This is a genomic window from Mucilaginibacter gossypiicola, from assembly GCF_900110105.1.
GTDB lineage: Bacteria > Bacteroidota > Bacteroidia > Sphingobacteriales > Sphingobacteriaceae > Mucilaginibacter > Mucilaginibacter gossypiicola.
Genome location: NZ_FOCL01000005.1, coordinates 371,621 through 390,702, shown reverse-complemented (window position 1 = coordinate 390,702; position 19,082 = coordinate 371,621). Strand labels below are relative to the sequence as shown.

Sequence of the window (19,082 nt, the reverse complement as noted above, 5' to 3'; positions counted from 1 at the left end):
CTGATTATGCAGCATTTATCTCATACAAATCCTGGTTATGATCAAAAGCCTCACGAATTTTAAACCCTGATTTTCTCAAGACTTTTTTTGCAGCTATATTATTCCGGTTTGCGACGGCCGCCAGGGTATTGATGCCTTGCTTTCTGAGTTGTCCGATCAGCATCGGCAATAAGGTCGTCATGATCGACTGCCCGGTTGATTGTTTCCGCAGGTAAAATTCGACAAAGTGCGGATATTGTTGCAGTTGATAAAATTGCCTGACCTTCGCAGGTGTTAAAATATCGATGACACCCAAAAGCTTAGAATTTTCCCTGTCAGTAATAAAATAAACATAGTTCTGGCCGGAATGAAAATTAAGCAGCGTAAGCTTCAGCCATGTTTCAGCTTCAGCTTTATTGGCAATTCTTTTTTCAGGTATAAAAAGCAACATTTCATTGTCAGAAAAAAGGTCAAATACAGCCGAAACCCATTCATCATAAACTTCGAAATCTTCCGGGCGGAAAGGATGTACAAGCAGGTCACCACATTCCAGGTAAAAAGGGTCTAGCATATCTGCCGCGCAAAATAATAATTGATCCGATAAATGAACAAAAAAATCCGCGTGGCGATCTTAATTTTATTTTAAATATCAACTGCTTTTAGCCCTTATCTGTTTACAATACTCCATAACGCTATGTTGTTATTTGGCCAAACTTGTCAATAATCAAAAAGTATTTGTATTTACTAATTTTTTTAGCATAAATTTGTATAACAAGTTGATGCTATGGATAATTTCAGCGTACAATGGGGAAACGGCCACGATCTCGTGGTTTTAAGAGGACAGAATTTCAGGATGCAGGTTGATAAGAACCGTATTCTTAAACCCGAAGCGTCCGGGCCCTTGTATTGGGTTTCCCTTTACCGGGAAGCTGATAAATTCAACCATATAGAATGCAGTTACGTTTTCGAAGTACTCAGCAGTAATGCGCCTGAAAAAACGGAGATCCCGCTTTTCCGCGAGGCGATTGTTTTTTATATGTACGCTTTCCCCAACTCACGGAATTACCTGATGAGCATCCCTGAATTTTCTGATTTTTATCCGGGTGACGAACATTGGGATACCGAAGACAGTGAACAGGATTATTCCGGTCTGCCGGAACCATTTTAATTTAAGAATATGGAAAAGCCATTTGAGATCATAGAAATTGATGGCGCGGAACACGTGGTTTCGCTGGAAAACAGTTTTATGCTGAAAGTAATTCCCCCAAATAAAAGAGCGGACCGGGATCTTACAAATTACAGCATTTACTCCTGTGTCGACAATACTATCGGAGTTGTGTTCAGGGGGGTGGAACTGCCGGAAAAGCTATTTCCTGTTGACCTAATTTACGATTTTAAGGGAATAGATATTAAATTTCAGGATGGGGATTGGGTAGAACCAAATTTCCTGCTTTGGTTTGAGGCTATAGAATATTATGGTATGGCCAGGCTAAATGTAAGCCGGGACAACATCAGCGGACTGGAATTTCATGGGGAGATTTGCGTAGACAAGAACGGTCTCAGAAGTTACCCTGCGTTGGAATTGCAGGAATCCGAAAACATCGATTACGATTTTCAGTTTATAGACGGGGACGGAAAAGAGATTATCTACCTGACTGACGGCACTTTCAGTATGAGTGTCGAACAACGTCAGCCTGATGAGGTTGAAAGCGGCCCGGTATTATCGGCCACTTTATACGAACCCTTTGTTGATGGAGAAGCAATCCGGTTCGATTTTGAAGAATGGGAAATACGCGCAAATTTTGTATTCAGGATATTGAATTGCGACCAGGTGATGGATGGGTTTATGCGCCCGAAACAAATGTATTTTGACGCGATAGATTTTTATTTCAAGGGAGTATTGGGAACATCGAATTACCAGGCAGGTTTGCCTTATCATTCGTACATGTTCAGGGATTAGTTTAAGAAAACATGAATATCAAACATAAAGTATATTTAGATTCCCTGTCTGAAAAAGACCGGGAATATAGGGACAGCCTTTCTTTACGGGACAGGGCCTTATATGATTATTTCAGGAGCAGCCCGGCAAAACCAAAAGATGCAGACGGACACTTTACGCTCGAACGGGCTTTGGGTCCCGAATTAACGGTGGGTGACTGTACACCGGAACTTTGGGCACGGATCGGCTATACGGAATAACCGCCGTTTTAAAAATCCAGGCACATTAGTTAACTAGTCCCCGGATCGCATCGACGACCAGTTCTGGTTGATCAAGCTGGATATAGTGACCGCTTCTGGTGGCCATGATCTGTTTACTATTCGTTGACCGGTGCAAGTGATCATTTTGCAGTTCAAGCCAGATCCGCATAAAAGCTTTGCCCGTTTCAGGATTTTGGAGATCACTGATCCTTTTAGCAGCGGTTCCTGTTAGTACCACCAACGGGATATCTCCAAAATTTCGGATGAGCGCTGCGCTGTCCGCCATGGAATTGAAGGCATTGGCTTCATCAATCACGCCAGCGGCCGCTTCAGGAATAAAATCCTGCGCTGCAATATTTATGCTGTCGTTTATGGCTATTGAAGGGTAACGGTCATGGTAAAAAAGCCGCAATAATCCGAAATCTCCCATTAGCTTCGCCTGCCACTGCGCCGGTGCCTTGATAGTAAGCTCCGGATATCCCGCGAAACGTTTGACCTGCAGGGGATGTGAACAATCCACAAATACAATTCCTTTTACTTCCTGCGGATAAAGCCGGATAAAACTCGGCAGGATAATACCCGCCATCGAATGTCCGACCAGAATAAACGGCCCTTTTTGCCCTGACCTGATCAAGAGGTTATTCAGATCGACAGCCATCTGGTAGCCCGTTTTCGGTTGCCCCCCCCCTTTCGCTCAGGAAGATCCCGGCACGGTCATAGGTAAAGGTATTGGCGAACCTGGCTACCTCCGGTTGTACCTTATACCAGCAAAGGCTCCCGCCAAAATCCAGCCCCGACTCAAAAACAACGGTTGGGCCACTGTTGCCGGAAACGTTATAATGCAGTTTGTAGTTTCCGAGATTCACAAATGCCTGCCCGGAATCATATTTTCTGTGAACGCTTTGTCGCGAAAAAAACTCGTAGCTTAAACCGGCTATCATGGAAACCGCAAGAAGTGATAAAATTGCGATAAAAATGCCACGCAGGATTTTCATTGTTGTAAGGGGATCAGGGGTATCCCGCAATATAGTTAAAATAACACAGGCATTCAGCGGCCAATCCTTCGGGAGCCCCCGTCGTGTTGTAATTTAGCGGCATTTTGCGCGACGATCTGCGGCAGCGCTGTTTGCCTCAGTGAAATAAGTTTGCCCCTGATCACTTCGCGGATCGGGAATTCCCGTAGTAACGCGAGTTCGCCGAGGCCATTTTCTCTCGACACAGCTACCGGGTCTAACATCATCTCATTCGGAATTTCAAGCAACATCACATGTGCCGGTAACTCAACCAGATCACTTTCGAGTTGATAAAGCTCATGATTAAAAACATGGTAGAATGATAGGTAACCATCATCCTTTGGCGATAGTTCCATATAATTGATATTTAATTTATTCCAGGGCTTATCGGTTTCACGAAGTTCCCGGAGCCGCCAGTCAATGGTAAAGTCGGTACCACCGATATCGATATGAGGCAGGATGCCTGCCAGCCTCTTTAGGGTAAGGACGTTCTGGGACGCAGGCTGTCCCGGGGCCGTCCGGGGCCAGTTGTTTCTTTCTTCGACAAGTTTCATGGCGAAACAATGGGCGATATAGCTATCAAGTGATTCTTCTACCCATTCCTTATGCGGGAAAGCCTCTGTGAGGTAATACTGCATATCGAAAACTTCCATTTCCTCCCAGGTATCAAACTCAGCTTTTGCCGCGTCGAAGTTTTTATGTTCGGCCATTTTAAAAACAATATCTCCGGGACCTAATTCCCCGTACTTTTCAGTCAATTCACTGATGGTGATATGACCAGTTGATCTAAAGAGGATTTCTTCAGGTGTTTCCATAAAGTTTTCTGTTGATAGAATGAATAATAATCCCAGAACGGATTGGGCTGATCCTACCTCCCGGTTCGGCGTCCCTGTGCCTGTGCCTCGTCCTGGGGTTGGCTGGACATCTGGGACAAAGTGGCTTGGTCGACAAACCATAAATATCCTTTCAGATTGGAGCGAACCGGGTGCCCGTTTGTGAAAGCGAGGTCATCGAGTCCTCTTTCGCGTGCCACAGCAACAGGATCAAGCTCCATTTCGTAGGGAATATGTAATAAAAAAACATCAGGCGGCAGTTCAGTACTGCCGGCCTGAACTGCGTAAAGCTGCCGGTCGGCCGAATTGTATAAAGCTTCGTACCCATCTTTAAAATAATTCAGTTCCATGGCATTGATATCAATTTTTCCGGCAGGGTTGGCTATTTCCCGCAGTTCGCGGGCCTCCCAGTCGACATGATAAGCTGTACCGCCTATGTCGATCTGAGGAAGAATTCCGGCAAGCCGCCGCAACGTAGCAATATCTTCCTGGTCGTCATTTTCCAAAGCAAAAGGGTCCCGGACATTCCGTTCCCGGATCAGTCTCATCAGGTAGCAATGGGCCAGGTAAACTTTTCGCTCTTCCTTCGCCCACTCGGAATGAACGAACCGGGTGACCAGGAAGGCATCTGATCTTCTTACCAGATCGTCATCCCAGCGTTCAAACACGGCTTTTGCTGCTTCGAAGTTCTTGTGTTCCGCAAGCCTGAAATAAAACTCCCAGGGATTGATTTTGCCGTATTTCAGGACGATCTCGAGAGGAGATATCTGGCTTTCTGATTTAAAGAAAACGTCTTCAGGATTTTTCATATGATTGGGGATAAGATGCAACAGGCTTAAAATAAAAATCCCCAGAACGCTCGCCGTCTGGGGATTTTAACCTAAACCTTATCACAAGTGCGGGAGGTTTCCCGCACGAATGGACAAATGTAATATAAAAAAACAGTGTGATTACGGTGCTACCTCCGGTTGTTTGCCCGGTGCCTTGATCTCATGTAGTCTTCGAACATACGTTCGTGAAAACGTCTTGCGGCCTCCTTTTTCAGGCGGTTATTGTAACCCCAGAGAAAAAGTGCCCAAATGCCGAACATAACGGCGTACAATGGGAACGGATTTTTTGCGCCCAGCGAACCCCAGAATGCGAATGTGGAAATGCATGAGGTGACGATAAAATAAAAGATATTCTTCATCATATTCAATAGTTAAAAGTACTAATTTCATTAGTAAGATGCAAGTGATCAAGGCTTGACGCACACTCAAAACTCCTAACAATCAGGAACAAATTTTGTGGATAACTATCGCTTTTGACCACGATAGTTATCAGCCTCGTTCTGTCCGGGCTGGTTTTCCAGCTTCTTTTGCGCCAAAAGATGGTCGATTGCGTCGCGGTGGTTTGCAAAAGGCCGCTGCCCAACGGTATAGCTCATAATTGTTTCATCGTATCCGATGGAGCCAAGGTCGTCCTCATCCAGGACTGTGATATGGAGATTGCCCTGGCTAAATACAGCTTCACCATAGTAACTGTTTTTCCCGAAATAATGAACGAAACCTACCCTGAACTCTTCGGCGATTTCCCGGAGGATTTCCGGGCCGGAATCGCCATTGCTTTCAAACCAAATCCTGCCGTCGCCAAGAAAGGAGATGTTGCTGAACTTTTCCCCGCCCATTTGCCAACCTGCGCCCTTATCATAGATCAGTTCTTTGAACCAGGCCAGCACCTCGAGGACGTCCTCTGCCTTGCCATTAAATTCCACGGCATTATTGTACCTGTTAAACATATTATTTTTGTTAAGATCCGGTTTAACAATGAAGCAGCTGCGTTAAAAAGCTCTCATAGGTTTTAGGCTTTACTGTACGGCAGAATGTCCTGATGCCAAATGATTTCTGAAAAACATTCAATGTCAGACGTTCTGCTTCAAATACCGCTGACCGGCCGTTGCAGACGATCTCAACCTGCTCACCGCGCAACATCAAGCGAAGATTGTGGTTTCTCAATCCCGCCGCAACGTAGATATCCGTCAAATGGCCAGGAAGATCATTGGTAAAGGCGAGTATGACCTTGCGATTGGGAAAGCGTCCTTCGATTTCCCTGAGCGGCTTTATGTGGATATACCGTCCCAATGCAACGAATGAGACATCGTAGGGATCAGGATAACGATGCCGGTTACAGGACAAAAAAGCAATGGCTTCCATGATGGAATGTGTAATCACTACATGCCTTCCTGCGGCCTCGTTCCATATCCAGGCCCGATCTGCCGCGGGTACATAGTGAAAACCATCGGCAAAGATTTCTGTCGGACCGGCAGGCCCATAAGTGAACGAAGGTTCATCGATACCGAAAAAATCAAGAATTTCATCTGCAAAGCCGAGCTTCGAAAGGATTTGCCTCATTACCGGAATACCCTGCGCCTGGCGTCGAACCGGATGTGGCTGTTATCCGGTACAGGGTTCTCCGCTTCCATATCAGCCACGACCTGATGATAACCAGGGCTGAGTTTTTCAGCTTCGGCGGGGTCACGTTTCTTATTAAAAAGCGCGTTCAGGCCCTTATAAGCAACATAGGAAAGACCGCCATCTATAAGGACTGAGGCTATCAGCGCGACCTTGTCCGAACGGATGCCCTTTCCGTCGACAGCAGAATAGCTGAATTTCGTGTGATCTGCGACCTCCACTTCTTTGCCTTTCCGGTACTTTTCCTTTTGCGCCGGCGTGAGGAATTCGCCGTTGACCATATCAGGTGCCAGTATTTTCTCCGAGTCCGAGACAACAAACTCGTGCGTTTCCGGATCGTATTCTACCAGGAGCTCCTGCTTATTGCCTTTACCGTCTTTAACTAATTTCTGGAGATTCGCGACTTCGCCTTTTTCCAAAAGCGCTGCTTCATGATCATCGAGGAAATCGGGTGTGGCCGGCTTCCGGTAGACCGGATGGATCAGCAGGTCTGTGACACCGTTTTCACCGGTTGTCAGCGAGATCTTGGCATCCATCGCTTTTATCTTGATATTTTCAGCCCGGAGGTTCTGCAATTGGAGCAATGAGGTGCGCCTGCCTGACAATAATGCCTGAAGGTCATTGTGTTTGAGCTTAAGCTGGCCCTCTGCGGCCAGCCCAAGTATTTCGAGGTCTTTCATCGGTAGGTCCGATTGCTTAAAGCGGATCAAATCCATAGTTACCTCCCTATTTTTGCTTGCTGTGATTGCTCTTCGCCCAATTCGATCTCAGGCTGCTTTTCCGCGTATTTCGCATCGAGGAGGGCGGAATAAACCGCATCATCCTTTTTGAACACATTGCGGGCACCATTTGCATCTTCGACTTTGACGCTTTTGTTTTTGTAAAGCTCCAGTACCTTATAAACCGTATCCTTGTATGGGATCTCGTCATCAATGGCAAAAGCCTTTTTTTCTTCAGTTTTTTTTTCCGGGCCTTGTTCCTGTTCCTGTTCGCGTTTCTGGTTCACGCCTAACAGCAGGTTGCTGATCTTCTGCGCGTCTGTGGCAACCCTGGAGATTTCAAATGGATCGTCCTTTAACATTTTGGCCCATGTTCCCGCATAGGTTGCGTGCAGCGGTATGTTATGGCCCAGCTTGATCTCCGCCCCGATCTGGACAGCTGCTGTGGCCGCACGGAATTCTTCCCTGGCGGCGTCCATTGAACCCAGCTTTCCTTCCAATGGGCGGTTCAGGCGGCTTTCGTGCCCGCTCCAGTGTGCCAACTGGAGTACAGCAGCCTGCATGTACGCGGTTTCGTTTTCGAACTGTTCTTTTTCCGGCAGATGGATCACGTCTCTCACCTTGTCGTAATAAGCCTCCTGGCCGCCGTGTTCGATCACCGCGTTGCTGTCAGCTATCAGTTTCCCTGCCTTCTCAACCGGTGTCAATTGTTCAGGGTCACTGGCCTTCAGGTAATCCTCCAACGGCGGTATGCGGTTGATCTGCGAAGCGTTGAAAAGGAAGTAGTTGGCCGTCTGCGGCCGCTCAAATTCCACCACCTTAACCTGTGTCCTGCCTTCCTCGTCGGTAAACTTATTGCCTTCGAAATCGCGCATGGCCTGTATGTCAGTCGTTTTCGGGAAAGAGATCATGGTGCCTTTAGCCCCTTCTTTTACTACGCAACCGGTAAAGCCGGCATCTTTCGCGGACATCCACCTGGGATCGTCATAGCCGCGCATCGCGAGGTTCATGGCGTTCAGTGCGCTGTAGCCTTTCCCGGAATTGGGGTTAACAGGCGTAACATAAGCTGGCAGCCCATTTTCCTTAACAGGTTTTTGAAAGAATGATGTGCCGTTTTTTAATTCGGATGAAAGTTTGCCCGCTACGATCTCGGGTAGTTGTCTGAAATTTTTACTCATGGTATGTTGAATTAAGATTTGATAAAGAAATTTTAGCGGATCGACGCTGCGGTGTCCGCAGCGGATAAAAAAGTGGAGGTGTTCGCCGGTTGTCCGGCCTGTCGCACCTGTGATGCCTATGGGCTCGCCGGCTTTCACAACCTCGTCCCGGACGACGAAAATCTGGCTGAGATGGCCGTACCCGGAATTAAATCCCCGGTGGTCAATATCGATAAACCGGCCGAGGTAGGTATTGTAGCCGGTAGAGGCAACACGACCGTCGAGGACCGCATAAACAGTGTCTGAGCGCGCGCGCAGGTCAATGCCCGCATGCAACGCATACCTCCCGTTAAGCGGGTGAATGCGATAACCGAATGGTGAGGTCAGATGCAGGCTTTTTAAGGGAAGGCTAATAAGAGAACAAATAAGCAGGACTTTCACCGACTGACTGCCTGCCTTTTGGAAATACCGGCATCCAGTGTTTCCAGTCCCCCCTCCCAGATATTCGGGTTGTCCCTGGCGATTTCGAGGGCCTGCCATAAGTCTTCTCCCCTTCCCAAATCCTGGAGATTACTTATTTTGTACAGGTCTTTAAAATCTTTGACATCCAGTTGCAGTGCATTTTTCATCAGGTTGGGGAAAAGTTTGTCCCGGTCTTTGAGGCGGAACAAATCAGCCGCCGGGTATCGCCCTTCCTCGCCACCCTTAAAACTGATATAAACCAATTCTTCCGGATGGTCAACATAAGTGATGACCCCGATGCTACCTTGTTTTTTTGCCGGATCATTTTCCATATCCGGCCGGACGAGGGCAAGTGTGCCCAATAGTTCATTGTTCGTCATGGCATTTTTTTAAAGGTTAGCGATATGAGAATTACGGATAGTAAAAAGCAGTTACCGGCCTATCTGCCTCCGGTTGGTCAATACGAAGCTGTCTTCGAGCGACACCATGCTCATTTCCAGCAGGTCGGGATTTTGCAAAACGAGCCCCATAGCGGCTTTTGTCTGCTCCGGCCTGCCGTAGTCGAGGAGCAGGGCGACGCTCTTTAAGTCTTTGAAGTTTTGCGCGGACAGCAGCGTGGCGTTTTGTTTGAGGGTTTCGTAAAGGTTATCCGACGGCTGGAAGACCAGCAACGCGTTGGAAGCGTAAAAGGCATGTTTCTCGTCGTTAAACCTCAGTTTGATGATATCATCGTCCAGGTTATTTTCGGTGATCATACCGATCTCGCCATTTTTTTCCGCGGGATCGTCCCATAGGGCAGGATGTACCAGCACATAGCGCCCGTTCAGCTCGTCATTGTTCATTATTTTGCATTGGGTCTCATGGTTCCTTTAACTACCGCTGCCGGCGACACCGGGGGTGCTTTGAATTTCAGGACGATTTCCTGTACTTCCTGATTGATCCGGAAGAAGTTCTGCGTCAGCGTAGCCTGTTTATGCTCCCCAAAATCGTAGTAACATGGAAGTGGTTTATAATTGCTCTCCTCCCGCGCTATTGCTTTCATGTCGAGGTGGATACGACAGTGAACGGCGGAAGTATTGTACTTGCCTGTAAATTCCTCCTGCGCATCATCAGCGATAATGCCGACCATTTCACCTGTTTTCAGGGAAGCGATCTTGCCTGCCGGGATCAGTTCCTCGAGTTTTTCGTTCAGGGATGTAGAGGTTTTGTTGCGGTCGATGGAAAGGCCTTCGCCGACCTGTTTGGATTTGCCGAAAAGACGTTCCAGCCATTCCATTGTTTCCTTATTGCGTACCGAACCGGAAAGCACATTGCCGACGACCGCCGTTATGGTCGCCGCTGTGTCCTTTCCGTATTGCTGGCTGAACTGCGGCAGTTCCTGGAGGCCAAGAAGGACGGCTACCTTATTGCTCCTCGCTGTCGCGATAAGATTTTCGACCTTGTGTACGAATAAGGTAGGCACTTCGTCGACAATGAGCGCGGAGGGCAGGTTTCCTTTGGTATTGATCAGTTTCGTCAGCCTGTTGATCACGATGGAATAACAGGCGGAGTTTATATTCTGGGTATTAGGATCGTTGGCCAGCACCAGTATGCCGGGGTTTTCTTTCGAGGAGATCTTCAGGTCAAAATCATCGCCTGAAAAAACCCAAAATGTTTCTTTTGTTGCCAGGCGGCTGATAAAGATCTTCAGCGTGCCGATCTGTCCTTCCAGCTGGTCGAATGCTTTCGCATTGTAAGCCGTCATGAATGGTGAGAGCATTGACTTAAGTTCAGGCTCGGAGATCAGCGCGTTAAATATTTCGTCATAGCTGCGGTTCAACAGTGCGAGCACATGCGGCACACTCGAGAACTTGCCCTGATCATGTTTACTCATGAAATAGATACAGCAGGCAAGAAAATTGATGGCCGATTGCGTGAAGAACTGATCGCTCCCACCTGAACTGTCCCCCTTTTTCAGGGCCTCGACGAGAGCTTCCGCTGTTTCGGCGGCATCCGCCAGCGACCTGATATAATCTGCACGCCAGGGGTTGATGCGCCTGCTTTTTTCCACATCGTTCAGGTTGATCACGTGAAAACGAAAACCCTTTATCCGCCCAGCCTGTTTGGCCAGCAGGTAATGGTAGTAGGCGATCTGGCCAAGGTCGGGAAACTTGAAATCATACAGGCATACGGCGAAGCTTTTATCGCCGATCAGCTGGCGCAGGAAAGGATTTACCACTCCAAAGGATTTTCCGGAGCCAGGTGTACCTATAAGTATGGTACCCCTAAAAATATTTGTTAGGTTTATCCAACCGTGCCAAACTCTCTTGTCATGGTAGAACAGCATCGGAATGTTGACAGAAGACGGCGTCTCGACTATTTTTACCGGCTGCATAAAACTTTCGGCCTCCACGTTCCATTTATCCTTGCCCAGCCCGGTCCTGATCATTTTGGATATGTTGTCCATGGACAGGCTGATCATCAGCGCCCCGGCGAATGAGCATATGATGTAGAGAAGACTGAAGCCCGAAGTATAAGGCAGGATGAAAGGCGAGGCGCGGCCCATATAAACGATGCTGCCGAAGAATAGCAGCAGGCCGAGGGCCAGCGGGTAGACGATATGTTTTTTGGGATCAAGCTCTCTTTCCTTTTTTGCCAGCGTCCCGATACTGACGAGGCAGATGAGGGTAAACGTGGCCAGCTTACTGTAGATGAGCTTGTGGTAAACAATGATCCCTGCAAGTCTTTGGAGGGGTAAAATAAAAATGCCCCAGAACGGGGCATCAGGATAGATAAAAACGGCAGCATCCAGCGCAACCGAAAGGTAGATACAGCATCGCAGGAAGCCGTGCAGCTTCTGCTGATCGTGGGTTTCCTCCATACTATGATTGATTGAGGATTGACTTTGGAAGCCGTGCTCCCTTTTCAGCGCTTGCGGCCGCTGTAAACCGGTTGGATAGTATTTTGTCCGGGGAAGACAGAACAGTTCGCCGTGCTAACGATCACGGTATTTGCGCGCTCCTTTGAGGATTATTGAAACATCTTATTCTTCCTCCAAGTAATCGGTAATCGTACAGATGACTTCATATTTCAAAAAGCGGTCACTTTCGTCAAGCCCTTTCATCAGCGGGGCACACAGTTCCAGGACATTGGTCAGTTCATAATATAATGTTCCATGGTTCCTGAACTGAAGGTAGGTTTCGGGAAACTCCTCTTCCAGTACCAGCTTCAAATATGCATAGGCAAGTACATCGGTCATAAGCTTAGTTTGGAATGGTATCAGCAGCGAGGATGTCCTTATAGGACAGGTTGATCCTGATAACCCGGCCGGAAAGCTGTTTCTCATTTAATTCTACGGAAAGCACTTTATTTCCGGGAAAAGTGAGTTTTTTGAACACAAATATGTTCCGGTAGCTCTTCGAGAATGGGGCGATGTCAAACAACCGGAAGACAGGTGCTAATTCCACCGATTGTACGTTGGTGGCTTTGGTCACTTTTTTATCCTCGACCTTGAACTGAAAATCTTCGGGATCATATTTCAGATTGGTATTGTTCCGGTAGCCAATATCGAGGAACAGGTAATCACCTGCCGTAAAAACCTGATTTACTTTGCCCTCGATCCCAAAAGCAGCGGTCTTTTGCACAGGGTGTCGCGCCCGGCACGCATAGATTCCGAGTGCCAGCTTCCTGAGCTGGTTTTCCGAAAATCCAATGCCGCCGACATCGAGCGGGTGGGTATCACCCGGCACAATTTCTATTTCAGTGGGAACACCTGCCCCACCGGGAACTATGTGATATTGCGCAATAAATTTTTCGCCGATAATGGTTATGACCGCATCAGAAAAAATCACTGTCGAATCGCGCATTTTCAACCTGAAGACGTTTTTCAACGGGAGGTCACCGACCATTCCTTTACTGGAGATATCCACATATTGAATGGGCTCCGGTGAGATGAAATGGAGCGTTAAATTAAGAGGGAGGTAAACCAGGGGCAGTTTTTCCTGGGCATAAAGTGCCGGTGCTGCCAGGAATGAAAGCCATAAAAAGATCGTTTTCATATATTAATTCTTTTGGGCAGTTTGTAAGGAATCGTTATCTATGAGATAGATAAAAGAATTGTATTTGAGCTTCGCCTTGTTTTTGCGGATCAGCTCGGCGATTGCTGATGAGGTCGACTGGAACATTTTACTGACCGAACTCATAATGAACTGGCTCCCTGAGGTACCATCAAGGGTAACACCCTGCACAGAGTTTCCGCCAAGATCTTTTGTAAAATCGCGGAATGCAGACGAAGGAACGTACAGGCCAGGTAAGCCATCAAGGTCATAAACCTGCAGCCTTACCGGCAGTATCCTGCCGCCGGCAACTACAGAACTGATGACCATGCCCACCCTTTGTTCACTGAACCCGCTGATCTGGGCATAAAGAAAAGTTCCTTTTGGCACCAGGTTATCGCCAGCGCGGATATCCTCCAGCAACCTCAGGCGAAGGCGCGAGCCAGCGTACCCTGTTATGCTTTCATCGATTATCGCGGAGATGAAGCCGTTGTTCCCTCCGGGCCTGACCGTATTAAAACTGCCAATGGCATTTTCATCCTTCCTGACGACCAGAGCCGGAATGGCAGCGTTCTGCTTCGCCAGCTGTTCTGCAGCATCCCGTTTTAGTTTCTGCGCCTTATATTCCGGGTCATTCATTTTCCCCACACTGTCGATATAAGCCATCTGCTGTTTGAAAATATCCATGGGGCCAGGTTCCGGCACCGGCTGCTTCGTGGGAACCTGTCTTCGATGGCGCTCGATTTCCTCAATAGTCGGGGCTATAGCGATATCCTGCTTATCGACAGGCAATGGCGCATATCTGGCTTTCATCGCTTTTTCAATGGAATCCAATGTGCGCTTTTCGCTTCCGGAATAATGGTCATGGAAAGTCGGGTTGGCCGATGTTTCCTTTGGGATGACATTAACGGCGGTCAGGCCGTCCGCATCCTTGTAGGTATTCCTGTAGGCATCGAGTTTATCAGACAGGTTTTTTTTCCGCACATCCGCCGATACGTTTGCCACCGTCGCGTTTAATCCCGATTGGGGCTTCAGCTCGGGTCCCTTTTTAGAAAAACCGCTTTGCCAGGCGTAGTAAAAGAGGATCAAAAAAGGCAAGGCAATGGCCGGCAGCACATATTTGGGCTGTTTAAAATCTATTTTCATGATGTGTATTGTTAATGGTGATTACTGATCGCCCGCAGCCTGTCGAGCGAGCGCTCTAATTCCTGGCTATCCTTCGCGGACAACACCTTCTTGTTGGCCAGGCTGTCTACCAGGTGTTTCAGGGCAAGGGTTTCCCGGATACCGGAGCTAGCGTCGATGATCCGGTCAAAACCGTCCGCTGCTGGCGCAAATACTTTTGAAATGGCCGGAAGCCCAGGTTTTTCGCGCTGCCTGAACAAGGTAAAAGACAGGATCATGGACAAAAACATCGCGGCAATCATGATAGCAAATGAAACTTTTGGGTGCTTTTCGGCCCCCTGCCGGAATGCCATACCAAAAAAATTAAAGTAACGGCTGAATTCTTTTTTGATCTCACTCAACAGCGTATCCCTCGGATCGCGGTTAGAATGTATTCTTTTCCACATCTTCAAGGTCTTTATTTTCTAAAGTTTTCCAGTTGGTAATAATAACCCCGTGGGGATTATTGTCGCTGCGGGGTATGTCTTTCAGGTAGCCCTCTGTTATGAGCGAGCGGATGACCGTCGAACTCCTGCGGTCGATCTTCAGTTTTCCAAAGTAGCGAAAGTAACGCTTCTGCATGTCCAGCACTATGGAATCTGTTTGCAGCGTAAGCACGGAACTGGAACTCAGGATGGAATTGAAAAACCCTTTTTCCTTCAGGTCGTTATATTGCTGCATGCCGGATTCATCGATGAGGTACATGGCTTTTTTCATTTGGTACTCCATGTATTTATCATCGGGCGTCAATGAAAAGAAGAGCGAGTGAAACACGTCTACTTCCGCCCGGTATTCGGCAGGACGGTTCATCTGCATGTCTGTCTGTTTGGCCAGGATCGGCACATTGTTGTCGAGGATGTAAATGTTCCGCTGGGATGCCGCTATCAGCCGGTAAGAATAGAAACAATTGACAGCGACGATTATAAGTGCTGTCAAAAGACTTCCTATGGCGACAATGGCGGCCAGCCTGATCTTGTCTTCAATATTCTTGATGATCATAACTATAAATAAAAAAGGCCCCAAAAGGAGCCGTGAATCAATTAAAGAATTAATAAAAAAATTATAGGACCGCGACGACCGCTTTCTTTGCGGCTGCGGTCACCGTTCCGGAACTTCTGCCAAAAGTTGAAGCCGCAGAGCTGATCCCTGAGGTGGAAATGATCCAGGTAGAAATGCTGGGTACGGTAAACATGCAGATCGCGCCGATCAGGAAAACGATAATCACGGTACCAAAGGAAATCAGTCCGTTCCCGGCAAACAACGTAATTTTGGCCATATCCGGTCCAAGTCCATCCTGCCCCACCAGTTCCTGGTATTTGCTGATCTCGGAGCTCAGTGCATATTCCTGCATCAGACCGGTCAGGTACATGATGAGATAGGCGATCCCGGAATATAAATTAACGGACACAAAGCGTGCCACCCAGGTACTGAAACTGTCACGGAAAGCCGGCAGGATACTTGCCGCTACGGCAAAAGGCCCAAGAATAATGAGGATGGTGGAATAAATGATCTGAAGCATAAAAATAACATAAACTGCGATGCGCAGGATCCAGATCCCCAGCAGTTCAAAAAGCTCCGTGAAAAGCAATTGCATGCCGACGGTAAGGCGGTTCTTGAGTTCCAGTATAGGGGCTACAACAGTGCTGATCCCCTGTTTGACCGTGCTCGTCACGGAATCCCAGGCTTGCCCGTACCAGGTGTCGCTTTCTTTCTCAGCCACTTCGGTCTGGGCCTGGTAGGTGTAGAGCGAATTAGCGACTGCCAGGATAAGTGTGGAACGCTTGACCCGAAGCTGGTTAACGATATGCTGTTCGCTATTAAACATTTCCTCCGTTTGGTTAGCGACAAGATCGGTCGGAAAGGCTACCATCTTAACGAAAACGCCCCACCACAGGATGATCATGGCCAACCCAAAGGGACGCATGAGCGGCATGATCTCCAGCTGCTTGTCCCCTACCATCATTTCATAGGATTTGATGGCAAAAAAAATGATCATAAAAATGGCCGCCAGGGCCTTGGCGTCTGTAATGAAAAGATCGAAATGTGTCCATATGGATTCTTTAAGGCCTTTCAAAAAAACCATGACACCGGATTCATATACGCCGTCACCCTGAAGGAACTCCAGCGTTTTGGTATGGTCATCATCTGCGGACTGTGCGGATGCCGCTATTGCGCAAAACAATAGGGGTAATAAAATAATAGGAATTTTCATTTTCATCGGATGTGTTGTAATACTTTTTGAGCTATTGCAATGTCGGATTGCGGTGTCCAGTTGCTAACCCTGACATTTCCATTGTTTAATTGCTGCTGCTGCGCCGTCATATCCATGGTCACTTTAGCGGAGGCAGTACGGATCGCCCATACACCGGACACATTTCGATATTCCAGCAGTAAACGATACCAGGCCATGATCCTCGCCCCTCGGTCCATATCAGTATCGTGAGCCCCCTTTACCCTTTCTTTCAAGCGGTCCAGTTCGTTGATGTACCAATCGCAGAGGCCTTCGGAAATGAGCTTCTGCTGTACCGGAACCGTCAACCCAGCCAGAACAGAGGCCATCGAATAGTTCAAAACGGGGTCAAATTGTTTTTTATAATAAAGCAGCCACAGGGGATCGGCATCGCTTAACAGGCCGGATTGAGATGCTATCTGGGAAATGGCGGTATTCCGGACAGTATCGGATTCCATCTTATACTTGCTATCGGCCGTCTGCATGGCAGCGACCGCTGCAAGCCGCACTGTTTGGGGGCCGTTCGCCCGCAAGGGGCGCAAGTCTGTCTTATGGTAATTAGGATAAGGAAATCCCCAGACCAGCCAATAAAACGGGTTGAGGCCTAAAAATCCGGAAGAAGGTTTGAACTTATTCTGGTCCCATTGCTGAAAGACCATCCGTTGTTCCTGGTAACGCAGTGCCTCATCATTAATTTTCTGCTGTGCACGAACAGTCGTAAGACACAAAATAAGGAAGGATAATAAAAATGTATACCTTTTCATTCTTTTAAATATTTAGCGTTTCTGATGATTTGCGTGACATAATCACGGTCATGATTGATAAAATCGCGGAAAGGGTTAATACTTTTAAGGAAACCGTTTTGCCTGGCCCAGAACATGGCTTTCCAGCAGCCAAAGGCAAGCCCGTCGATGATCTGCAATTGCGTAATGACCTTATGTAACAGCTCATCCCTCGCGTTATAATCCGCGAGCATATTTCCTCCCTCCTTCAGAACAAAGCCGGAGACATCAGAAACCAGTGCCGCTGCCCGCTTTCGCATTTCATCTGTCATACCATTCGCAAACACAAGCAGGAAAGGATCGGCCTTCACCAACACCAGGGACTGGCTGATATAGGAGCCGATATCGCTCACGATAAACAACATGTATTTGACTTCGAGGCCATCCTTAAGCACAGCGTTCACATTGGAGAGTGAACGGTAGATCATATCCTGTGCAAGGACGACCGATCCGGCATTGGTATTCAGGTTGTCAATATCGGTATTGATCTTCGCCAGGTATTGCTGATGCGTTGTTTCGGCTGAGCTGCGTACAGCAGCGTTAGCAACTACTGACTGGTAATGCTTCGAATCGAAGACAGCTTTTTGAGCATTTGCGCCTTCAGTCAGTATAAAGGCCCAAAGAACGATAAAAATCATTTTCATGGTTTGAGGTATTTAGCATTTCGCAGGATGTCTTTAGCCAGGTCCTGATCGGCATCAATAAAACTTTGGAAGGGATTAGTGGCTTTCAGGAGGTCCGACAGACGTGAATACTGCATCATGGCCAGCATATTCCCCGACTGGTCCTGGATAGCGCTGAGTTCCGAGAGGGCGTAGTCGAAGAGCAGTTTACGGTCCGATGCTTTCATCTGGTTAACATCCCCAATAGATAATGTCAATCCAGATACATAACCGAGCAGGTCTTTGGCCTTTTCTGAAAAATTCAAAGCCGCACCATATCCGATCGCGATCAATGCAGGGTTCTTCTCGACGTAACTGACAATTTGTGCTTGGTTGCTGATGATCCGCTGTACCATCGGTGTCGCGTATAAACCGATCTGGGCTGCATTGATCGCGGTACCGAGTGCATTATACCGGTCCTGCAGGTTCCGATAGGTGACTTTCAGTTTCGCAAGGAGCGTCAGGTTTGCCTGCTCATTTGCCAGCGCGGCCGCCTGCCTGTTCCTGGCTTCGGTCTGCCGTTTGTTTTCAGATTTGGATTCTTCAACAAGCTGATGGATCGCGGGAATATTCAAAACCTTGTGCTGGGCAAAAACAGCGTTTCCCGATGAAAGCAACAAGAATATCCAACAAACTAAAATTAACGTTAATCTTCTCATTTCTTCAGGTATTTGGCGTTGTTCAGCACTTCATTAGCGATGCGCGTATCCTGGTTCTGCCATTCCGCCCAGGGATTAAGGGACCGAAATATGCCGTTCATTTTTGCCCAGTAAATCGCGCGGTTCATGCCAAAAGCGATACCCCGCAGGATCCGCATATCGTCCGCGACCCGGTTCAACAACCTGCCGCGTTCGCCTGAATCCATCAGGTTACCGGCACCCGGCTTTAAGACAAATGCGCTGACGTCGGCTGCGAGCATTGTGGCCCTTGTTTCAAAATCGCGGGCACCTTGTTCAGCGAACAACAGCAGTACCGGGTTGGAACGGGCCATGCTAACAGCCGAGGTTACATCGTTGACTATATCTGTTCCACATTGTGCGATGTCCTTAACCGTATATAAGTTATTGATGACTGCGGCGACCTGGCTCAGTCCCTGGTAAATCTTATTCTGAAGATTATTGACCAGCACGAGCTGGCTGCTCACGGCCAGCTGCCCCTGACCGATCAGGTTAAGCTTATCATTAGTTGTGTTTAGCTGGCCATTAATTACCCCGGCATTCACCGCGATGGCCGCCGATGTCGCCGGATCAACTACCAGTTCCTGCGCATGTGTACCCGCGGAATACAGCAGGACTGCAAGGAGCAGTGCAATATGTATTTTCATATGATCAGATTTGAAATGAAAAAGCCAGCCGGATTTTCCGGTTGGCAAAGCGAAATGATTGTTCCGGGAACCAG

At 47.9% G+C, this 19,082-nt stretch carries 25 protein-coding genes; 3 read left to right on the top strand and 22 right to left on the bottom strand.

The window, feature by feature from the left end; translation table 11 throughout:
- Window positions 1-4: 4 nt before the first annotated feature.
- Window positions 5-550: a GNAT family N-acetyltransferase gene (locus tag BMX50_RS19255; protein ID WP_091212175.1), complete on the bottom strand. Its 546-nt coding sequence runs from the start codon at window positions 548-550 to the stop codon at window positions 5-7.
- Window positions 551-763: 213 nt separating this feature from the next.
- On the opposite strand from BMX50_RS19255, the gene BMX50_RS19250 reads away from it, so the two are divergent.
- The 3 genes from BMX50_RS19250 to BMX50_RS19240 are packed head-to-tail and all read left to right on the top strand — an operon-like array spanning window position 764 to window position 2,178.
- Window positions 764-1,147: a hypothetical protein gene (locus BMX50_RS19250; protein WP_091212174.1), complete on the top strand. Its 384-nt coding sequence runs from the start codon at window positions 764-766 to the stop codon at window positions 1,145-1,147.
- A 9-nt stretch (window positions 1,148-1,156) separates the two neighbouring features.
- Complete coding sequence (locus tag BMX50_RS19245) at window positions 1,157-1,939, top strand: hypothetical protein (RefSeq protein WP_091212173.1); 783 nt, start codon at window positions 1,157-1,159, stop codon at window positions 1,937-1,939.
- 11 nt (window positions 1,940-1,950) lie between these two features.
- On the top strand, window positions 1,951-2,178 hold the full coding sequence (locus tag BMX50_RS19240) for a hypothetical protein (protein WP_091212172.1): 228 nt from the start codon (window positions 1,951-1,953) through the stop codon (window positions 2,176-2,178).
- 25 nt (window positions 2,179-2,203) lie between these two features.
- Here the strand turns inward: BMX50_RS19240 and BMX50_RS19235 are convergent, their stop codons facing one another.
- The 21 genes from BMX50_RS19235 to BMX50_RS19130 all read right to left on the bottom strand — a co-directional run bounded on the left by BMX50_RS19235 (window position 2,204) and on the right by BMX50_RS19130 (window position 19,008).
- Complete coding sequence (locus tag BMX50_RS19235) at window positions 2,204-2,836, bottom strand: alpha/beta fold hydrolase (protein WP_091212171.1); 633 nt, start codon at window positions 2,834-2,836, stop codon at window positions 2,204-2,206.
- A complete protein-coding gene (locus tag BMX50_RS19230) occupies window positions 2,817-3,173 on the bottom strand; it encodes an alpha/beta fold hydrolase (RefSeq protein WP_091212170.1) in 357 nt (118 codons plus the stop codon). Before BMX50_RS19230 ends, BMX50_RS19235 begins: the two co-directional genes overlap by 20 nt.
- A 53-nt stretch (window positions 3,174-3,226) precedes the next feature.
- On the bottom strand, window positions 3,227-4,006 hold the full coding sequence (locus BMX50_RS19225) for a hypothetical protein (RefSeq protein WP_091212169.1): 780 nt from the start codon (window positions 4,004-4,006) through the stop codon (window positions 3,227-3,229).
- A 53-nt stretch (window positions 4,007-4,059) separates the two neighbouring features.
- A complete protein-coding gene (locus BMX50_RS19220) occupies window positions 4,060-4,833 on the bottom strand; it encodes a hypothetical protein (protein WP_091212168.1) in 774 nt (257 codons plus the stop codon).
- 485 nt (window positions 4,834-5,318) lie between these two features.
- The gene (locus BMX50_RS19210; protein ID WP_091212166.1) at window positions 5,319-5,801 is read right to left on the bottom strand and encodes a DUF1281 family ferredoxin-like fold protein; all 483 of its coding nucleotides are present in this window, start codon (window positions 5,799-5,801) and stop codon (window positions 5,319-5,321) included.
- 22 nt (window positions 5,802-5,823) lie between these two features.
- Complete coding sequence (locus BMX50_RS19205; protein ID WP_091212165.1) at window positions 5,824-6,414, bottom strand: hypothetical protein; 591 nt, start codon at window positions 6,412-6,414, stop codon at window positions 5,824-5,826.
- On the bottom strand, window positions 6,414-7,190 hold the full coding sequence (locus BMX50_RS19200; protein ID WP_091212164.1) for a DUF4099 domain-containing protein: 777 nt from the start codon (window positions 7,188-7,190) through the stop codon (window positions 6,414-6,416). Before BMX50_RS19200 ends, BMX50_RS19205 begins: the two co-directional genes overlap by 1 nt.
- A 2-nt stretch (window positions 7,191-7,192) precedes the next feature.
- Window positions 7,193-8,791, bottom strand: a complete 1,599-nt coding sequence (locus BMX50_RS19195) for a zincin-like metallopeptidase domain-containing protein (RefSeq protein WP_167668015.1) — start codon at window positions 8,789-8,791, stop codon at window positions 7,193-7,195.
- Window positions 8,788-9,192 (bottom strand): hypothetical protein, encoded by a 405-nt coding sequence (locus BMX50_RS34325; protein ID WP_143065219.1) that lies wholly within the window; start codon window positions 9,190-9,192, stop codon window positions 8,788-8,790. The genes BMX50_RS19195 and BMX50_RS34325 overlap by 4 nt, the downstream gene beginning before the upstream one ends.
- A gap of 51 nt (window positions 9,193-9,243) precedes the next feature.
- The gene (locus BMX50_RS19185) at window positions 9,244-9,654 is read right to left on the bottom strand and encodes a hypothetical protein (protein WP_091212161.1); all 411 of its coding nucleotides are present in this window, start codon (window positions 9,652-9,654) and stop codon (window positions 9,244-9,246) included.
- On the bottom strand, window positions 9,654-11,672 hold the full coding sequence (locus BMX50_RS19180) for a type IV secretory system conjugative DNA transfer family protein (protein ID WP_091212160.1): 2,019 nt from the start codon (window positions 11,670-11,672) through the stop codon (window positions 9,654-9,656). Before BMX50_RS19180 ends, BMX50_RS19185 begins: the two co-directional genes overlap by 1 nt.
- A gap of 162 nt (window positions 11,673-11,834) precedes the next feature.
- A complete protein-coding gene (locus BMX50_RS19175; RefSeq protein ID WP_091212159.1) occupies window positions 11,835-12,050 on the bottom strand; it encodes a hypothetical protein in 216 nt (71 codons plus the stop codon).
- Between the two features lie 4 nt (window positions 12,051-12,054).
- Window positions 12,055-12,849 carry a DUF4138 domain-containing protein gene (locus BMX50_RS19170; RefSeq protein ID WP_091212158.1) on the bottom strand — a complete coding sequence of 265 codons (795 nt, stop codon included), beginning with the start codon at window positions 12,847-12,849 and terminating at the stop codon, window positions 12,055-12,057.
- A gap of 3 nt (window positions 12,850-12,852) precedes the next feature.
- Window positions 12,853-13,992 (bottom strand): conjugative transposon protein TraM, encoded by a 1,140-nt coding sequence (gene traM, locus BMX50_RS19165; protein WP_091212157.1) that lies wholly within the window; start codon window positions 13,990-13,992, stop codon window positions 12,853-12,855.
- An 11-nt stretch (window positions 13,993-14,003) separates the two neighbouring features.
- Window positions 14,004-14,417, bottom strand: a complete 414-nt coding sequence (locus BMX50_RS19160) for a hypothetical protein (protein ID WP_091212156.1) — start codon at window positions 14,415-14,417, stop codon at window positions 14,004-14,006.
- Window positions 14,395-15,033: a conjugative transposon protein TraK gene (gene traK, locus BMX50_RS19155; RefSeq protein WP_449406560.1), complete on the bottom strand. Its 639-nt coding sequence runs from the start codon at window positions 15,031-15,033 to the stop codon at window positions 14,395-14,397. Before traK ends, BMX50_RS19160 begins: the two co-directional genes overlap by 23 nt.
- Window positions 15,034-15,070: 37 nt before the next feature.
- Window positions 15,071-16,228 carry a TraJ family protein gene (locus BMX50_RS19150; protein ID WP_091212154.1) on the bottom strand — a complete coding sequence of 386 codons (1,158 nt, stop codon included), beginning with the start codon at window positions 16,226-16,228 and terminating at the stop codon, window positions 15,071-15,073.
- The gene (locus BMX50_RS19145) at window positions 16,225-17,004 is read right to left on the bottom strand and encodes a hypothetical protein (RefSeq protein ID WP_091212153.1); all 780 of its coding nucleotides are present in this window, start codon (window positions 17,002-17,004) and stop codon (window positions 16,225-16,227) included. Before BMX50_RS19145 ends, BMX50_RS19150 begins: the two co-directional genes overlap by 4 nt.
- Complete coding sequence (locus BMX50_RS19140) at window positions 17,001-17,666, bottom strand: hypothetical protein (protein ID WP_091212152.1); 666 nt, start codon at window positions 17,664-17,666, stop codon at window positions 17,001-17,003. The genes BMX50_RS19145 and BMX50_RS19140 overlap by 4 nt, the downstream gene beginning before the upstream one ends.
- Window positions 17,663-18,343: a hypothetical protein gene (locus tag BMX50_RS19135; protein WP_091212151.1), complete on the bottom strand. Its 681-nt coding sequence runs from the start codon at window positions 18,341-18,343 to the stop codon at window positions 17,663-17,665. Before BMX50_RS19135 ends, BMX50_RS19140 begins: the two co-directional genes overlap by 4 nt.
- Complete coding sequence (locus BMX50_RS19130) at window positions 18,340-19,008, bottom strand: hypothetical protein (RefSeq protein ID WP_091212595.1); 669 nt, start codon at window positions 19,006-19,008, stop codon at window positions 18,340-18,342. Before BMX50_RS19130 ends, BMX50_RS19135 begins: the two co-directional genes overlap by 4 nt.
- Between the last annotated feature and the right edge of the window lie 74 nt (window positions 19,009-19,082).

Excerpts from the sequence above, each read along its gene's own strand:
- BMX50_RS19255 (WP_091212175.1), bottom strand. The coding sequence starts at position 550 with ATGCTAGACCCTTTTTACCTGGAATGTGGTGACCTGCTTGTACATCCT.
- BMX50_RS19250 (WP_091212174.1), top strand. The coding sequence starts at position 764 with ATGGATAATTTCAGCGTACAATGGGGAAACGGCCACGATCTCGTGGTT.
- BMX50_RS19245 (WP_091212173.1), top strand. The coding sequence starts at position 1,157 with ATGGAAAAGCCATTTGAGATCATAGAAATTGATGGCGCGGAACACGTG.
- BMX50_RS19240 (WP_091212172.1), top strand. The coding sequence starts at position 1,951 with ATGAATATCAAACATAAAGTATATTTAGATTCCCTGTCTGAAAAAGAC.
- BMX50_RS19235 (WP_091212171.1), bottom strand. The coding sequence starts at position 2,836 with ATGGCTGTCGATCTGAATAACCTCTTGATCAGGTCAGGGCAAAAAGGG.
- BMX50_RS19230 (WP_091212170.1), bottom strand. The coding sequence starts at position 3,173 with ATGAAAATCCTGCGTGGCATTTTTATCGCAATTTTATCACTTCTTGCG.
- BMX50_RS19225 (WP_091212169.1), bottom strand. The coding sequence starts at position 4,006 with ATGGAAACACCTGAAGAAATCCTCTTTAGATCAACTGGTCATATCACC.
- BMX50_RS19220 (WP_091212168.1), bottom strand. The coding sequence starts at position 4,833 with ATGAAAAATCCTGAAGACGTTTTCTTTAAATCAGAAAGCCAGATATCT.
- BMX50_RS19210 (WP_091212166.1), bottom strand. The coding sequence starts at position 5,801 with ATGTTTAACAGGTACAATAATGCCGTGGAATTTAATGGCAAGGCAGAG.
- BMX50_RS19205 (WP_091212165.1), bottom strand. The coding sequence starts at position 6,414 with ATGAGGCAAATCCTTTCGAAGCTCGGCTTTGCAGATGAAATTCTTGAT.
- BMX50_RS19200 (WP_091212164.1), bottom strand. The coding sequence starts at position 7,190 with ATGGATTTGATCCGCTTTAAGCAATCGGACCTACCGATGAAAGACCTC.
- BMX50_RS34325 (WP_143065219.1), bottom strand. The coding sequence starts at position 9,192 with ATGACGAACAATGAACTATTGGGCACACTTGCCCTCGTCCGGCCGGAT.
- BMX50_RS19185 (WP_091212161.1), bottom strand. The coding sequence starts at position 9,654 with ATGAACAATGACGAGCTGAACGGGCGCTATGTGCTGGTACATCCTGCC.
- BMX50_RS19180 (WP_091212160.1), bottom strand. The coding sequence starts at position 11,672 with ATGGAGGAAACCCACGATCAGCAGAAGCTGCACGGCTTCCTGCGATGC.
- BMX50_RS19175 (WP_091212159.1), bottom strand. The coding sequence starts at position 12,050 with ATGACCGATGTACTTGCCTATGCATATTTGAAGCTGGTACTGGAAGAG.
- BMX50_RS19170 (WP_091212158.1), bottom strand. The coding sequence starts at position 12,849 with ATGAAAACGATCTTTTTATGGCTTTCATTCCTGGCAGCACCGGCACTT.
- traM (WP_091212157.1), bottom strand. The coding sequence starts at position 13,992 with ATGAAAATAGATTTTAAACAGCCCAAATATGTGCTGCCGGCCATTGCC.
- BMX50_RS19160 (WP_091212156.1), bottom strand. The coding sequence starts at position 14,417 with ATGTGGAAAAGAATACATTCTAACCGCGATCCGAGGGATACGCTGTTG.
- BMX50_RS19150 (WP_091212154.1), bottom strand. The coding sequence starts at position 16,228 with ATGAAAATGAAAATTCCTATTATTTTATTACCCCTATTGTTTTGCGCA.
- BMX50_RS19145 (WP_091212153.1), bottom strand. The coding sequence starts at position 17,004 with ATGAAAAGGTATACATTTTTATTATCCTTCCTTATTTTGTGTCTTACG.
- BMX50_RS19140 (WP_091212152.1), bottom strand. The coding sequence starts at position 17,666 with ATGAAAATGATTTTTATCGTTCTTTGGGCCTTTATACTGACTGAAGGC.
- BMX50_RS19135 (WP_091212151.1), bottom strand. The coding sequence starts at position 18,343 with ATGAGAAGATTAACGTTAATTTTAGTTTGTTGGATATTCTTGTTGCTT.
- BMX50_RS19130 (WP_091212595.1), bottom strand. The coding sequence starts at position 19,008 with ATGAAAATACATATTGCACTGCTCCTTGCAGTCCTGCTGTATTCCGCG.